Genomic DNA, 14163 nt, shown 5'->3' with positions numbered 1-14163 from the left:
GCACACTTTCGTGGGCTATCTTTCCGCAAATGTGACATTTTGCTGGGCCTATGCCGTAAAACGAGGAAGGGAAGGCGTGATGACCACACGCCGCGGCCTTGGTTACGGCTCAGCAAACGGCAGGCTAGCGCCCAGGGCTTGCCGACCGTCGGTAACACCAGCCCCGGAACAAACCGATTGTTCGGTTAGAGGGAATACTCGCTCGCTGTGTTCAGCAGATCCGATGCGCTCAACCGACCGACTGGTCCGTGGTGGCTTCTCGGTCGGTTGAGTTACTGCCACGCGCATTTAGCTGACGAATAGCTGTCACCACTACAGCAGCAGCGGTCATAATAACCGACAGCAGTTCCGGCGCGGCGCCGAATCGGGTCGCGAGTGTTGTGGTGCTGCGCAGCGGCAGCTCGGCGACCAGTGCGGCTGGGACGAATTTCGGGGTCTGCTGCTGGACCGCGCCGTCCGCGGTGATGATGGCGCTGACGCCCGAGGTGGCGGCGACCACCAGGGCACGGCCGTGTTCGACGGCGCGGACCCGGGACATGGCCAGCTGCTGGTAGGTCATCTCGCTGTCGCCGAAGGTGGCGTTATTGGTGGGTACGGTCAGCAATTGCGCGCCCGCATGCATGGAATCACGGAAGGCGCGGTCGAAGGCGACCTCGTAGCAGGTTGCGACGCCGATATCGATGCCGTCCGCGTGGACCGTGCCGTCGCCGTGGCCCGGCACGAAGTATCCTGCGCGGTCGGCGTATTCGGAGAACAGCCGGAAGAAGCCGCGCATGGGCAGGTATTCGCCGAACGGCTGGATGATCTTCTTGTCGTGGCGCTCCCCCGGCCCGGCCGCACCGTTCCAGACGATCACCGAGTTCGACGTCGTGCGATCGCTGTTCACCAGTACCGCGCCGACGAGTATGGGCGCGCCGATCTGCTCGGCGGCCTCGGTGATCTCGGCGGCCGCGTCGGCATTGCGCAGCGGATCGATATCGGAGGAGTTCTCCGGCCAGATCACCACATCGGGCTTGCGCACCCGGCCCTGCGCGACGTCGCGAGCCAATTCCTCGGTGCGCCGGACATGGTTGTCCAGCACGGCGCGCCGCTGCGCATTGAAATCCAAACCCAGCCGGGGCACGCTGCCCTGGATAGCGGCGACGGTGATCGTGCGGTCGCCCTCCTCCGGGCCGGGCAGCGCCGCCCGGAGGATCAGTGCGGTCATCGGGACAACAACCAGGGTCGCCGCCGCGGCGACAACTCCGAGGCGTGTCGCGGCGGCGAGGCGGGTGAGTTTTCCACCTGTCGTCGACGCGGTCGTCATTCGAGCCCACAGGCGTACGAGCAGAGCCGCCGCTGTAGTTCCGGTGAGCGCCACCGCGAATCCGATGAGCGGCGCACCGCCCACCATGGCGAGCGACAGGTACCACCCGTCGGCCTGCCCGAATGCCAGTCGCCCCCACGGGAATCCGCCGAACGGAAAACTCGACCGCAGCCACTCGGTCGCCGTCCAGGCCAACGCCACCCACAGCGGCCACCCGGGTAGTGCAGACAGCAACCGAGCCGTGAGCCCGAAAAGTCCTATATATAAGGAACACACCGTCGACAGTGCGAGCCACGGCACCGGCCCCACATAGATCCCGGTCCACGGCAACAGCGGCACGAAGAATCCGAGCCCCGCCAGCATGCCGTATCCGAACCCACTCCGCAGCCGCCCGGCACCACGCACGGTCAGCGTCAATACCGCGATTCCGATCGGCGCCAGGAACCACAGCGGACGCGGCGGAAAGCTCCCGAAGATCAGCAACCCGGCGATCACCGCCGCCACGGCACGACTCAGCACCGGATACCGATCGAGCGCCGCGGCTATCCGGGTAAGCACCGTCGTGATAGATCCGTCACTCATCGGCGCTCCCCACCGCACGGCCGAGTATGGCCATTTTCGGCGCTTTCGTCGCGAATTCGGCTTTGCAGCACCAGGATTGCGGGTGTGGGCCGGGAATCCGGGGTGTTTCAGGCCTCATGGATGGTTACTCCGCGGTGCACGGTGCGCAGGCAGGTGGGCAGCTTCGCCTCGGGGTCGAGCGACGGCAGGCCGGGTACCCGGGAGCGGGGGTCGGTCGACCAGCGTTGGACGGTGTCGGCGGCCGCGGCGACGACGAGGTCGCCGGCGTCCCAGATCGCGTAGCAGGCGGGGGCTCCCGGAACCAGCGTGCCAGCCAGGCCGTCGCGGATACCACCCGCGCGCCAGGCGCCTCGGGTGGCGGCAGCGAAGGCGGCGCGGGGTGAGAGGCCGTGGCCGGGGGTGCGGTGGTTGACCGCGGCGCGGATCGCGGACCAGGGGTCGAGGGCGGTAACGGGGGCATCCGAGCCGATGGCCAGGGCAATACCCGCGGCGGCCATGGCCGCGAAGGGATTCAGGGCGGCGGCGCGCTCGGAGCCCAAGCGGGTGGCGTACATACCGTCCGGACCGCCCCAGCTCGCGTCGAAACCCGGTTGGACACTGGCTATTACACCCCAGGCACCGAGTTGGGCGATCTGGTCGGCGTCGATCATCTCCGCATGTTCGACGCGGTGGCCGCGCGCCGCGACGCCCGGGCCGCCGAGTGCGTCGACAACCTGTCCGAAACCGGCGATGACCTGGTCCATCGCGGCATCGCCGATGACGTGGAAGCCGGCCTGGATGCCAGCCTCGGTGCAGGCGCGCACATGCGCGGCGATCGTATCGGCATCGAGATAGCCCAGGCCGGTTCCAGCGTGGTCGGCGTAGGGCGCGCGCAGCCGCGCGCTGCGCGAGCCGATCGACCCGTCGACGAACAGATCGCCACCCAACGCGTGCACCCCGAGTTCGGCGACCAGCGCCCGCGCCTCGTCGGCGGTGCGCACCGCCTCACCCCAATAGGCCCGCACCTCGACGCCGTGCTCGAACTCGAGCAGTTCGCGAATATCGGTGCGGCCGGCGATCTCCGGTCCGCCGCATTCGTGCACCGCGACGACGCCGCGTGCGGCCGCGGCGTCCAGTGCCGCCTTGCGGGCCCGATCCCGTTGTACGCGATCCAATCCCGCCAGAACTTCGCCGCGCACGAGATGGTGTGCCGCGGCACGCAGCGGCTCACCACGGGTGAACCCGTCCACAGCAGTGACCGCGGCGTTCAGCAGTGCCGAAGACACCACCGCCGAATGCGCGTCCACCCGTGACAGGTACACCTGCCGACCCGGCAGCACCGCCGCATCGATCTCCTCGACCGTCGGCGGCCGCCCCTCCGGCCAACCGGTCTCATCCCAGCCGTCGCCGAGGATCGCGCCATCGGGATGGGCCACCGCGAACGCGTGCAACAGCTCCAGGCAGTGCTCGAGCGACCGTGCCGCCGACAGATCGAGTCCCGTCAGCTTCAGCCCCAGCGCGGTCACATGCACGTGCGGATCGACGAATGCGGGCGCGACGAAAGCCCCGGCCAGATCGATGATCTCTGCATCCGGATGCAGCGCGCGTCCCGGTTGTTCGGCACCCAGCCAGACCACCGTGCCGTCGGTCACGGCCATTGCCGTCGCGTCGGGTGAACTCGAACTGTAGAAACGACCGCCGATCAGCAACTGGGTACTCACGAGAGACCAGTCTGCCGTATGGGCGTTTCAGTCCTTCGAGTCGGACAGCCGCGTTATCGGGGATACGTCCGCCGGTTGCGCCAGCACCGCCATGACCTGCGCATATCTCGGCGGTGCTGCGTAGCGATCGGGTGCGGCCCGCATGCCTGCCTCCACCGCGATCAGTTCCAGCCGCAGCGCTGCTGCCGTGAATCCGGAAATCGACTGTCCCGCAGCGGCTGCGGCCTGCCTGACCGCCGCCGCCAGCTCCTCACTCACCGTGACGGTGAGCTCTTCGGTCGCCATCCGGCCACCCTAGTCCTTTGCGGCGTCCTTCGAAATGGCCGTGGCCGTGAAAATTCGCACGGTTTATCGCGCGAAGGTCCGATCGGCGGGCGAGCGGTTACGGCAGGGCGGGGCGGGTCGACGGGCGCGGGTCGTCGTACCACTCGGTGACCACAACGCCGTCGACCACATCGTCACCGTCGATGATCACGCCGCGATACGGCATCGCCGCGGCCAGACGGCTGAACCGGCGCGCCGCGAACGCGGCGACCAGCGGACGGACCAGGAAGCGGGTCGGCGGCAGCAGCAGAAGCAGTCCGAAGAACGAGGTGACCAGACCCGGGATGAACATCAGGAATCCGCCAGCGGCGACGAGCGCGCCGTCCGCGACCGCGGTACCCGGATTGATTTCCCCGCGCCCGGCACGGCGGAACTGTTCGAAGACGCGACGGCCCTGTGAGCCGATGAGCAGCATGCCCGCGGCGGATCCGGCGATCAGCAGCAGGATGGTCGGCATCACACCGATGAGCTGGCCGACAGCGATCAGCGCGGCGATCTCGACGATGACGTAGAGCACGAACAGTACGGCGGGCATGGCGATCCTTTCGGACGATCTACCCGGTTCAACGTCGCGCGGTCCGATTTTTCTCCCGAACCAGCCTGATAGCTCGCTGAGATCTCACCCGCCGGGTCGAACCAGCCCGGTCTCGTACGCCAGCACCACCGCTTGAACCCGGTCGCGCAGACCGAGTTTCGTCAGCACCCGCCCGACGTGCGTCTTGACGGTCGCCTCGGACAGGTACAACTGCTCCGCGATCTCGGCATTGGACCGGCCCGCCGCGATCTGCTCGAGCACCTCGCGCTCGCGCGCGGTCAGTACCTCGAGCACCACTGGATCCCGCATACCGCCGGGATCATCGGCGATGAGCCGGTCCAGCAGTCGCTTGGTCACCTTGGGCGACACCACCGCATCACCACCGGCCACGCTCCGGATCGCCGAGACCAGATCCTCGGGCGGAGTGTCCTTCAGCAGGAATCCGCTCGCCCCCGCCCGCAGCGCGCCGAGCGCATGCTCGTCGAGGTCGAAGGTCGTCATCACCAGGACCTTGCAGCCGTCGCCCGCCTCGACGATGCGCTGTGTCGCGGCGACACCGTCGACCACCGGCATCCGCACATCCATCAGCACCACATCCGGGCGCAACTCCTTGGCCCGCGTTATGGCGATGGCCCCGTTCTCGGCCTCCCCGATCACCTCGATATCCGGATGCGCACCGAGCACCATCTTCAATCCCATGCGCATGAGTTCCTGGTCGTCGACAACGAGAACGGTAATCGGCACGTCCCTAATCTATCGGCACCGTCCAGCGCGTTTTCGATACCGTGCGCGCAGCGTCGAAAGAATGCCTCCGCTAACAGCTTTCGTTGCCGCGCTGCAGTGGGATGGTCGCGTACACCCGCCATGCGCCGTCGGATGTGCGGCCCGCCTCCAGCGTGCCGCCGAGGACGGCGATGCGCTCGCGCATGCCGACCAATCCCATACCGCCGCCCTCGATCGGGCTCGCGGCCTGCTCCCGCACCGGAACCCCGCCGGTGTCGGTGACCTCGATGACGACATCGGTCGCGCGGCGCTGCACGCGCACCCACGCCTTCGGGTGCGAGCCCGCGTGCCGGAGCGTATTGGTCAGCGATTCCTGGACGATGCGGTGCATGCCGAGACTTACCTCGGGGGTGATGTCGTCGAGTTCGCCGGTCATTTCGAGTTCCACGGCCAGGCCGGTGTCGTGCATCATCTCGACCACCTTGGCCAAACCTGCGGTTCCGTGCTGCGGCAGCTGATCGGGGGCGTGTTCGATACGCAGCAGGGCGACGGTCCTGCGCAGTTCGCGCAGTGCCTCCCGGCCGGTGCCCGCGATGGTGGCCAACGCCCGTTCGGCGGCATCCGGATCGCGGCGCAGCGCGTACTTCGCACCGTCGGCCTGGACGATGATCACGCTGACCGCGTGTGCGACGACATCGTGCAGTTCGCGGGCGATGCGGGTGCGCTCGGCGGCCACGGCATCGTGTGCGCGGCGTTCCCGATCGTAATCGGCGACCGCGAGCCGTGCTGCCACCTCTTGGTCGTAGGCGTGGCGCGCACCGATGAACTCGGCCAGTGTCCAGCACAGTGCGTAGAACATCACGGTGAAGATCAGGTCCGAACCGGATGGCTTGTGCAGCAGCAGAAATGAGATGGCGCTGTCGGCGACCAACCCGAGCGCATACCACAGCGCTTCCTTGCGGCCGACGTAGGCGACCAGGGTGTACAGCATGATGCCGAGTCCGAGCAGCGCGATGTGGTCGGCCTTGTCCTCGGACGCGTAGCTCACGAGTGCCGAGGCGATCGAGAGCCCGAGCATCGCCGCGGCCATCGCGCGCGGGTACAGCCGCCGAAATGCCACCGGACCCGGCAGCAGTACACCGATTCCCAGATAGGCCAGCTTGTTATCGGAGTTGCTGACCCCGAGCACCTCGAACAACATGAGCGCGGCGGCCAGGATCGAATCCGCGATGAGGGGCTTGCCGCGAAGCCACAGACTGAACCGACGCACGAATATCAGCCTAGGTGTGACCGGAACCGGCAGCGGCCGCACCCGCCGACGGCGCAGAACCCAACCATCTGGTTGGCTGACCGGGTGGATTTCGCAGATTGGGCGGCCTTATTGACGGCCGCGACCGCGGCAGGCTGGGTGGACGCGGTGGTCGGCGGCGGCGGATTGATCATCCTGCCGACACTGTTCCTCGTGGCGCCGGGCATCGCCCCGCAGACGGCGCTGGGCACCAATAAACTCGCCGCGGTGGCCGGTACCACCGCATCGGTCATGACGTTCGCGCGGAAGGTTCCGATGCAATGGCGAACGCTGCTGCCCGCGGCGGCAATCGCGGCGGGCACCGCTGCGACCGGTGCGGCTGCGGTATCGCTCATCGATCGCGACCTGTTCATCCCGATTGTGATGGTGGTGCTGGTCGGGGTTGCCGTCTTCGTCACACTGCGACCGTCGATCGGCGTCACCATGGCAACGCATCCGCCGACGCGACGCAAGGTCGTACTCGTGATCGCCATGGCCGCCGGACTGATCGGCTTCTACGACGGACTGCTCGGCCCCGGCACCGGCACCTTCCTGATCATCACCTTCGCCACCATGCTCGGCACCGAATTCGTGCGCGCGGCCGCGATGGCGAAGGTGATCAACTGCGGATCCAATTTCGGCGCACTGGTCTTCTTCGGCGTCACCGGTCACATCATGTTCGCGCTCGGCGCGGCCATGGCGGTCGGCAATGTGGCGGGCGCGATTCTGGGCTCGCACATGGCATTACGCAATGGCGCGCAGTTCGTGCGGGTCGTGCTGCTGGTGGTGGTCGTCGGGATGGTGATCCGTTTGGGATGGCAGCAATTCGGCTGACCGGTCAGTGCATGGGTCCGACGTGCATCTTGGTACTCGACGCGAGCCAGGGCTGCAGCACCCGCGAGGTGGTTTCGTGGATCTTGCGATGCAGTCGCTCACCGTCCACTCGGGCCACCGGACTCTGGAACAGCACCGTCAGCGCACCGGATACCGCGCCGACCACGGCACCGACCAGTGCGGCCGCGCCGACCTCGTCCAGTTCCGCCGGGAACGCCATATGCAACTGGCGCGCGATCTCGCGCTGGGCGACCAGCTGCGCATGCGCGGCGCGTCCGCTCACCGCGGGCACGGTGCGCGAAACCTGTGCGCGCAGTGCGGCTAGCCGCGCGTTCAGATCGTCGACCAGGTGTTCGCCCGGATTGTCACCGGCCGCCCGCAGTGCCCGCAGTAGCACCTCCACCGGCCGCTCACCGGGCCGACGGCTGGCGATCGCCGCCACCGCGGCGCGCACCCGTTCGTCCTGCTCCGGAAACAGCAACTCTTCCTTGCTGGCGAAGTAGTTGAAGAACGTTCGGGTACCCACCTCCGCGGCGGCGGCGATATCGGCCACCGTGGTCTCCTCATAACCTCTGCCCTCGAAAAGTTCGACGGCTGCTTCGAGGAGGGCGCGGCGGGTACGTTCCCGTTTACGGTCACGGAGGGCGGATGGCGGCACGCGGGCACAGTACGGCATAACGCGACTTAGGTACGGTAAGCCCGACTTTCGCGCGCGCCGTGCGACCGAACCGTGATCAAATTCGGCTCGCGTCGGGCTGGTCTGCGGCGATATCGTGGCGCGCCGCGTCGATCACCGAGTCCAGTAGGCCGGGAAAGCGGGCGTCGAGATCGTCGCGACGCAACGACTGCAGCGTCTCGCGACCGGACGGTCGCTGCCAGATGATCCCGGCGTCGCGCAGTACCCGGTAATGATGGGTCAGATTCGACTTGGGCACACCGTCCACGATCGAGCCGCAGGTGTGCTCGCCCCCGTCGGCGAGTACCCGAACGATCTGCAGCCGCAACGGGTTCCCCAGGGCGGCAAAGACATTCGCCAACTGGATCCGATCCCGCTCGGGATGTGCCGTCATCACACGATCAGGATAGCTCGATTGTTGACATACAGTCGAACTGTACGTAAGTATTTGAACAATCCAACTGTATGAGAGGTCGTGTCATGCCGAGCAGTTCCCGATTCGACAACAAGGTCGCGCTGATCACCGGCGGTACCAGCGGTATGGGCCTGGCCACCGCGCGCAGGTTGCTCGACGAGGGCGCGCGGGTGGTCATCACCGGGCGCGATAAGATCCGGCTCGATGCCGCCGTCGAGGAGTTGAACAGCGGTGACCGCGTCCTCGCGGTGCCGGGCGACGCCGCGGATCTGGCCGATCTCGACGCGCTGACCGCCGCCATCCAGGACCGATTCGGACGGCTGGACGTGGTTTTCGCCAATGCGGGCATCGGTGCGTTCCAGCCGCTGACCGAGGTCACCGAGACCGAGTTCTACCGCGTGGTCGATATCAACTTCAAAGCCGCGTATTTCACCATCCAGAAGTCCCTCCCGCTGCTGGCCGACGGTGCTGCGATCGTGATCAACGCATCGTTCGCACTGCATCGCGGCGGGCCCGGCGCGGCCCTCTACTCGGCGACCAAGGCGGCCGTGCACAATCTGGCGCGCACGCTGGCGGCCGAACTGGCGCCACGGGGCATTCGGGTCAATTCCGTGAGCCCGGGCTATACCGCGACGCCGGCGTTCTACGCCGAGGCTTCGGCCGAGGTCCAGGCCGCCGCGGTGGCCTCGGTGGCCGCGGGCCGCATCGGTACCTCCGATGACGTCGCCGCCGCGGTGGCCTTCCTCGCCTCCCAAGAGGCGTCCTACATCAATGGACAGGACCTGCTCGTCGACGGCGGACTCGTCGCCGCCACACCCGCGGCCATGGTGTAAGCCTCGGCGCCGCCGGGCATTTCGTGCGGCGTGGCAGCGATATGGTGTGCGTCAGCGCCCGGGGAGCGGCGCTCGCCCGCCGGACCGACTAGGTTTGGTCGGGTGAGCATCGCGACTTCCAAAGATGTGGACGCCGAGTTCCTTGCGCTACCGCTGCACGCGCTGGCCGACGCCGCCCTGTCCGCGGCGCGCGCGGCGGGTGCCCAGCATGCGGATCTGCGCGTGCATCGGCTGGTCACCCAGTCGATCCGCTTGCGCGACGGCCGGGTCGAGGCGATCAGCAATGCCACCGACCTCGGTTTCGCCGTGCGCGTGATCGTCGACGGCACCTGGGGTTTCGCCTCGCATGCCGCACTCACCCCGGATACCGCCGCCGAGGTGGCGCGCCGGGCGGTCACCGTGGCGACGACCTTGCGCGCCCTCAACCGCGAGCGTGTCGAACTCGCCGACGAACCGCGCTACGACAATGTGCACTGGGTCTCGGCCTACGAGGTGGATCCGTTCGCGGTGCCGACCGCCGACAAGGTCGCACTGCTGCAGGACTATTCGGGCCGCCTGTCCGCCGCCGACGGCGTCGACCATGTGACCGCCTCGGTGCTGCAGGTCAAGGAACAGACCTTCTACTCCGACACCGCCGGCTCCGTGATCACCCAGCAGCGAGTGCGCCTGCACCCGCAGCTCGAGGCGATCACCGTGGATTCCACGGCGGGCGGTTTCGAGACCATGCGCACCCTGGCCGCCCCGGCCGGACGCGGGTGGGAGTACGTCACCGGTGCGGACGGAATCTGGGACTGGAACGAAGAGCTCGCGCAGATCCCCGGGTGGCTCGCGGAGAAGGTGAAGGCACCGAGCGTCGAGGCGGGCCCCACCGATCTGGTGATCGACCCGACCAACCTGTGGCTGACCATCCACGAATCCATCGGCCACGCCACCGAATACGACCGGGCCATCGGCTACGAATCCGCCTATGCGGGTACCTCGTTCGCGACACCGGACAAGCTCGGCACACTCCGGTACGGGACGCCGATCATGCACGTCACCGGTGATCGCACCGAGGTGCACGGTCTGGCCTCGGTCGGCTATGACGACGACGGCGTCGCCGGACAGCGCTGGGATCTGGTGCGCGACGGCGTGCTGGTCGGCTACCAACTCGACCGTGTCTTCGCTCCGCGCTTGGGCCTGACACGCTCCAACGGCTGCTCCTACGCGGACTCCCCGCACCATGTGCCGATCCAGCGCATGGCCAATGTCTCATTGCAGCCGGACCCCGAAAACGACACCAGCACCGCCGAACTCATCTCCCGGGTCGACAATGGCATCTACATCGTCGGCGACAAGTCGTGGTCGATCGATATGCAGCGCTACAACTTCCAGTTCACCGGCCAGCGGTTCTTCCGGATTCGGAACGGCGAACTCGACGGCCAGCTGCGCGATGTCGCCTACCAGGCGACCACCACCGACTTCTGGGGCGCCATGGAGGCGGTCGGTGGCCCGTCCACCTGGCGCCTCGGCGGCGCATTCAACTGCGGTAAGGCCCAACCCGGCCAGGTCGCGGCGGTCAGCCACGGCTGCCCGTCGGTCCTGGTGCGCGGTATCAACATTCTCAACACCCGGACGGAGGCAGGTCAGTGACGGAGCGCATGATGCCCGCGGGCGCGGTGGTCGAGCAGGCGCTGGCGCTCTCACACGCGGACGAGGCGATGGTGATCGTCACCGACGCGCACGAGGCGTCGCTGCGCTGGGCGGGCAACTCGATGACCACCAACGGTTCCTCGATTTCGCGGGAATGGTCGGTCATCTCGATATTCCGGGACGGCCCGAATGCCGCGCGCGTCGGCAGTGTCAGCTCCACCAGCGTCGACCCCGACGATATCGAGGCCGTCGTGCACGCCAGCGAAGCAGCAGCCCGCACCGCCGAACCCGCCAAGGACGCGATGCCGCTATTGACACCGGATGCCGATCACCTGTCGGGCGGCGACGATACCGCCGATTGGGCCTCCGCGCCGGGCAGTACGGGCATCGAGGTGTTCACCGAGGTGGCGCGCGATCTGGCGGGCGGATTCGACGGCGCCGACCGGCTCTATGGATTCGCCCACCACCAGATGCACACCACCTGGCTCGGCACCTCGACCGGCATTCGCCGCCGGTTCGTCCAGCCCACCGGTTCGGTGGAGATCAATGGAAAGCGCGGCGAGGGTGCGGATCTGGCGAGTGCGTGGGTTGGTGTCGGAACCTCCACCTTCACCGATGTCGATATTCCCGGCCTGCTGAGCGAGCTGTCGCGGCGACTGGACTGGTCCAAGCGGCGGGTCGAGTTGCCCGCCGGACGTTACGAAACCCTACTGCCGCCCTCGGCGGTCGCGGATCTGATGATCTACATGGCCTGGACCATGGAGGGCCGTGGCGCGCACGAGGGGCACAGCGCCTTCGCCAAGGCCGGTGGCACCCGAATCGGCGAGCGGCTCAGTGAGATTCCGTTGACACTCTATTCCGATCCCGCCGCCAGCGGACTCGAGTACCGTCCGTTCGTCGCGACGTCATCGTCCTCGGAATCACTGTCGGTCTTCGACAATGGCCTGACCGCCCAGCGCGTGGACTGGCTGCGCGATGGCGTCATCGAATCCCTGGTCTACCCGCGCGCCACCGCCGCCGAATTCGGCGCCCCCACTACGGTTCCCGGTGGGAATCTGCTGCTGACCGGCGGCTCCGGCGCGACGCTCGACACCATGATCGGCAATACCGAACGCGGCCTGCTGCTCACCACGCTCTGGTACATCCGCGAGGTCGATCCGGCCACCCTGCTGCTCACCGGCCTCACCCGCGACGGCGTCTACCTCGTGGAGAACGGCGAGGTCACCGCCGCCGTCAATAACTTCCGCTTCAACGAGAGTCCGATCGACATACTGCGCCGCACCACCGAGGCGGGGGCCACCGAAACCACCCTGCCCCGCGAATGGAAGGACTGGTTCACCCGAACTGCTATGCCGCCCTTGCGAATTCCGGACTTCCACATGTCCTCGGTGAGCCAGGCGACCTGATCCGGCCGGTGCCGGGCTCGCTGGGCGGGCCCGGCGCTCATGATCAAGCGGCGGGGCGATTACGCGCTGGGGGTGATCTCGAGGCCGATGGTGCCGGATTTGCCGCGGCGAATAATGCTCGCGTTCACCAGGATCGGGCCGAGCAGCCAGTACTTCCGCTTGATCAGCTTGCGGACGCGCTGGGTTTCTTCGGCATCGAGCACTCGACCGGTGCCTTCGATGACCTCACCACGCGGCTTGCCCGACGGATTGCACGGCTGCAGGGTGACGGCCGGATTGTTGCGCAGCCGCTTGACCTTCCAGCTATTGGTCTCGGTCCACACGTACAGCTTTCCGTTGTCTTCGGCCGCCCAGACGGCGGTGCCGACCGGCGTGCCGTCCTTGCGGAAGGTCGTCAACAACACGTAATCGGCTTTGCCGACCGCATCCAGCGTGTTCGTCATATGGGCAGCCTATCCGGGATCGAGCCAGCGGGCTCGGCACGCTCGAGCACGGACCGCACTGCGCCCGTCAGTCCGACATTCGGTATTCGCCCGCTTCCAGGCGTTCGAGCACACCGCCGGTCCAGTGCGACAGATTGTCGAATACCCCACTCCACAGCTCGAGCAGATCGGTCGCGTGGGGTGGTTCGTAGCGGCCGGGGAACTTCAGGACCATGGCGAGCAGGTCGTCGCGGACCGCGGCGGCATTGCGGCGTTGTTCACGCAGTTTCTCGATGACGTGCGCACGCGGCAGGGCATCCATGAACGCGATACCCGCGCCGAGTTCCTCCATATCGACGCTGACCAGCGCCTCGTCCATAAGTCTGCGGAACTCGGCTTCCCCCGCCTCGGTCAGTTGGAACAGGGTGCGGCCGGGCCCCTCGGTGCTGCCCTCGGTGCCGAACGCACTCAATTTGCCTTCCTGCGTCAACTGCTTGAGCGCGTGGTAGATCGATCCAGGTTTCACATTCGTCCAGGTTTCGGCACGCCAGGACAGCAGTTCGCGGCGCACGGCGTAGCCGTAGGTGGGCTGATGCAACCGCATCACGCCGAGGACGAGCAGACGCACCGCCGACATTCTGGACTCCCTTTCTCACGGAACCGCCATACTACTCAAATTTGACTTCCGCCGGTTCACCGCCCTAACCTCTGGTAGTCAAAATTGATTACTGCGATCGGGGTGCGCATTGATGACCGATACGGCAGTTCCGGTGCTCCGGAGCGGCGATCTGACCGAAACCCTCGACTTCTACCGAACCCTCGGATACAAGGTCACCCATGAACAAACCCGGCCCTACGCCTACGGCGCAGTGGAGGCCAACGGCTGCGCGGTCCATTTCGCCGCCGCGCCCGCTGGCACCGAACTCCCCGCCGAACAGGTCGGCTGCCTGATCATGCTCGACGATGTCGCCGAGCGGCATCGCACATTCACCGCCGCACTGCGCAAGCGCTACGGGAAGATCCCCGCGAAAGGCTGCCCGCGCATCACCAGATTCCGTGCGGGCCAAAGCCGATTCAGTGTGGTCGACCCGATCGGCAATACCATCATCTACATCCAGCGCGACGAACCCGAGGAACTCGAATACGGCGGCTCTCGCGCACTCGAGGGGCTGGCACGGGTTGTGGACAATGCGCGCATCCTGCGCGATTTCAAGAACGATGACGCGACCGCGATCCGAGTGCTCGAGGTCGGCCTCGGCCGGTTCGGCGCGCAGGCATCGACCCTCGACAAGGCTCGAGCGCTGGCGACACTCGCCGAATTGGCCATTGCCACCGGCGATGCCGAGCGGGCCGCGACGGCACGAGCCGAACTCAACGCAATAGCGCTGTCGGATACCGAGCGCGCCGTCGTCGCGGCAGACCTGAGCGCCGCGACCGACCTGACCGATTGGCTGGCCGAAACCGATTGATCAGCAGCCGGTTTCAGC

General features: G+C 67.0%; 15 protein-coding genes. 5 read left to right on the top strand and 10 right to left on the bottom strand.

The genetic code is table 11. The features are described from left to right. Positions 1-229: 229 nt before the first annotated feature. The 6 genes from lnt to ABZW16_RS18995 form a co-directional block, all read right to left on the bottom strand. A complete protein-coding gene (gene lnt, locus ABZW16_RS19020) occupies positions 230-1888 on the bottom strand; it encodes an apolipoprotein N-acyltransferase (RefSeq protein ID WP_354957226.1) in 1659 nt (552 codons plus the stop codon). 107 nt (positions 1889-1995) lie between these two features. Beyond that, on the bottom strand, positions 1996-3588 hold the full coding sequence (locus ABZW16_RS19015; RefSeq protein WP_354957225.1) for an amidohydrolase family protein: 1593 nt from the start codon (positions 3586-3588) through the stop codon (positions 1996-1998). Between the two features lie 27 nt (positions 3589-3615). Further along, positions 3616-3873 (bottom strand): hypothetical protein, encoded by a 258-nt coding sequence (locus ABZW16_RS19010; RefSeq protein ID WP_354957224.1) that lies wholly within the window; start codon positions 3871-3873, stop codon positions 3616-3618. 97 nt (positions 3874-3970) lie between these two features. Further along, positions 3971-4447 carry an FxsA family protein gene (locus ABZW16_RS19005; RefSeq protein ID WP_354957223.1) on the bottom strand — a complete coding sequence of 159 codons (477 nt, stop codon included), beginning with the start codon at positions 4445-4447 and terminating at the stop codon, positions 3971-3973. Positions 4448-4531: 84 nt separating this feature from the next. Next, positions 4532-5191 (bottom strand): response regulator transcription factor, encoded by a 660-nt coding sequence (locus ABZW16_RS19000; RefSeq protein ID WP_354957222.1) that lies wholly within the window; start codon positions 5189-5191, stop codon positions 4532-4534. Positions 5192-5261: 70 nt separating this feature from the next. After that, positions 5262-6440 carry a histidine kinase gene (locus ABZW16_RS18995; protein ID WP_354957221.1) on the bottom strand — a complete coding sequence of 393 codons (1179 nt, stop codon included), beginning with the start codon at positions 6438-6440 and terminating at the stop codon, positions 5262-5264. 84 nt (positions 6441-6524) lie between these two features. Here ABZW16_RS18995 and ABZW16_RS18990 point away from each other — a divergent pair, with 84 nt between their 5' ends. Then, positions 6525-7292 carry a TSUP family transporter gene (locus ABZW16_RS18990; RefSeq protein WP_354957220.1) on the top strand — a complete coding sequence of 256 codons (768 nt, stop codon included), beginning with the start codon at positions 6525-6527 and terminating at the stop codon, positions 7290-7292. 4 nt (positions 7293-7296) lie between these two features. Here the strand turns inward: ABZW16_RS18990 and ABZW16_RS18985 are convergent, their stop codons facing one another. Together ABZW16_RS18985 and ABZW16_RS18980 are read right to left on the bottom strand one after the other, a co-directional pair. Further along, entirely contained in the window at positions 7297-7950 is a 654-nt protein-coding gene (locus ABZW16_RS18985) for a helix-turn-helix domain-containing protein (RefSeq protein ID WP_354957219.1), read from the bottom strand. A gap of 76 nt (positions 7951-8026) precedes the next feature. Next, on the bottom strand, positions 8027-8362 hold the full coding sequence (locus tag ABZW16_RS18980) for a helix-turn-helix transcriptional regulator (protein WP_354957218.1): 336 nt from the start codon (positions 8360-8362) through the stop codon (positions 8027-8029). 86 nt (positions 8363-8448) lie between these two features. On the opposite strand from ABZW16_RS18980, the gene ABZW16_RS18975 reads away from it, so the two are divergent. From ABZW16_RS18975 to ABZW16_RS18965, 3 genes are all read left to right on the top strand, one after another. After that, complete coding sequence (locus ABZW16_RS18975) at positions 8449-9216, top strand: glucose 1-dehydrogenase (RefSeq protein ID WP_354957217.1); 768 nt, start codon at positions 8449-8451, stop codon at positions 9214-9216. A gap of 102 nt (positions 9217-9318) precedes the next feature. Continuing rightward, positions 9319-10848 (top strand): TldD/PmbA family protein, encoded by a 1530-nt coding sequence (locus ABZW16_RS18970; protein WP_354957216.1) that lies wholly within the window; start codon positions 9319-9321, stop codon positions 10846-10848. A gap of 8 nt (positions 10849-10856) precedes the next feature. Then, positions 10857-12254, top strand: coding sequence for a metallopeptidase TldD-related protein (locus tag ABZW16_RS18965; RefSeq protein ID WP_354957244.1), 1398 nt, complete (start codon positions 10857-10859; stop codon positions 12252-12254). Between the two features lie 59 nt (positions 12255-12313). Here ABZW16_RS18965 and ABZW16_RS18960 read toward each other — a convergent pair whose 3' ends face one another. Together ABZW16_RS18960 and ABZW16_RS18955 are read right to left on the bottom strand one after the other, a co-directional pair. After that, complete coding sequence (locus ABZW16_RS18960) at positions 12314-12697, bottom strand: PPOX class F420-dependent oxidoreductase (protein ID WP_354957215.1); 384 nt, start codon at positions 12695-12697, stop codon at positions 12314-12316. Positions 12698-12764: 67 nt separating this feature from the next. Further along, positions 12765-13313, bottom strand: a complete 549-nt coding sequence (locus ABZW16_RS18955) for a PadR family transcriptional regulator (RefSeq protein WP_354957214.1) — start codon at positions 13311-13313, stop codon at positions 12765-12767. 112 nt (positions 13314-13425) lie between these two features. Between ABZW16_RS18955 and ABZW16_RS18950 the strand changes: the two genes are divergently transcribed. Further along, positions 13426-14145 carry a glyoxalase gene (locus ABZW16_RS18950; RefSeq protein WP_354957213.1) on the top strand — a complete coding sequence of 240 codons (720 nt, stop codon included), beginning with the start codon at positions 13426-13428 and terminating at the stop codon, positions 14143-14145. Positions 14146-14163 lie beyond the last annotated feature (18 nt).

The sequence above is a fragment of the Nocardia sp. NPDC004604 genome, assembly GCF_040609795.1.
Classification (GTDB): Bacteria; Actinomycetota; Actinomycetes; order Mycobacteriales; family Mycobacteriaceae; genus Nocardia.
The sequence above is the reverse complement of the archived record's forward strand: the minus strand, read 5'-3'. Positions and strand labels throughout refer to the sequence as shown.

What these genes read in the sequence shown, in the direction of transcription:
- ABZW16_RS18975 (WP_354957217.1), top strand. Translation starts at nt 8,449, where the DNA reads ATGCCGAGCAGTTCCCGATTCGACAACAAGGTCGCGCTGATCACCGGC.
- ABZW16_RS18980 (WP_354957218.1), bottom strand. Translation starts at nt 8,362, where the DNA reads ATGACGGCACATCCCGAGCGGGATCGGATCCAGTTGGCGAATGTCTTT.
- ABZW16_RS18950 (WP_354957213.1), top strand. Translation starts at nt 13,426, where the DNA reads ATGACCGATACGGCAGTTCCGGTGCTCCGGAGCGGCGATCTGACCGAA.
- ABZW16_RS18955 (WP_354957214.1), bottom strand. Translation starts at nt 13,313, where the DNA reads ATGTCGGCGGTGCGTCTGCTCGTCCTCGGCGTGATGCGGTTGCATCAG.
- ABZW16_RS18960 (WP_354957215.1), bottom strand. Translation starts at nt 12,697, where the DNA reads ATGACGAACACGCTGGATGCGGTCGGCAAAGCCGATTACGTGTTGTTG.
- lnt (WP_354957226.1), bottom strand. Translation starts at nt 1,888, where the DNA reads ATGAGTGACGGATCTATCACGACGGTGCTTACCCGGATAGCCGCGGCG.
- ABZW16_RS19010 (WP_354957224.1), bottom strand. Translation starts at nt 3,873, where the DNA reads ATGGCGACCGAAGAGCTCACCGTCACGGTGAGTGAGGAGCTGGCGGCG.
- ABZW16_RS18965 (WP_354957244.1), top strand. Translation starts at nt 10,857, where the DNA reads ATGATGCCCGCGGGCGCGGTGGTCGAGCAGGCGCTGGCGCTCTCACAC.
- ABZW16_RS19005 (WP_354957223.1), bottom strand. Translation starts at nt 4,447, where the DNA reads ATGCCCGCCGTACTGTTCGTGCTCTACGTCATCGTCGAGATCGCCGCG.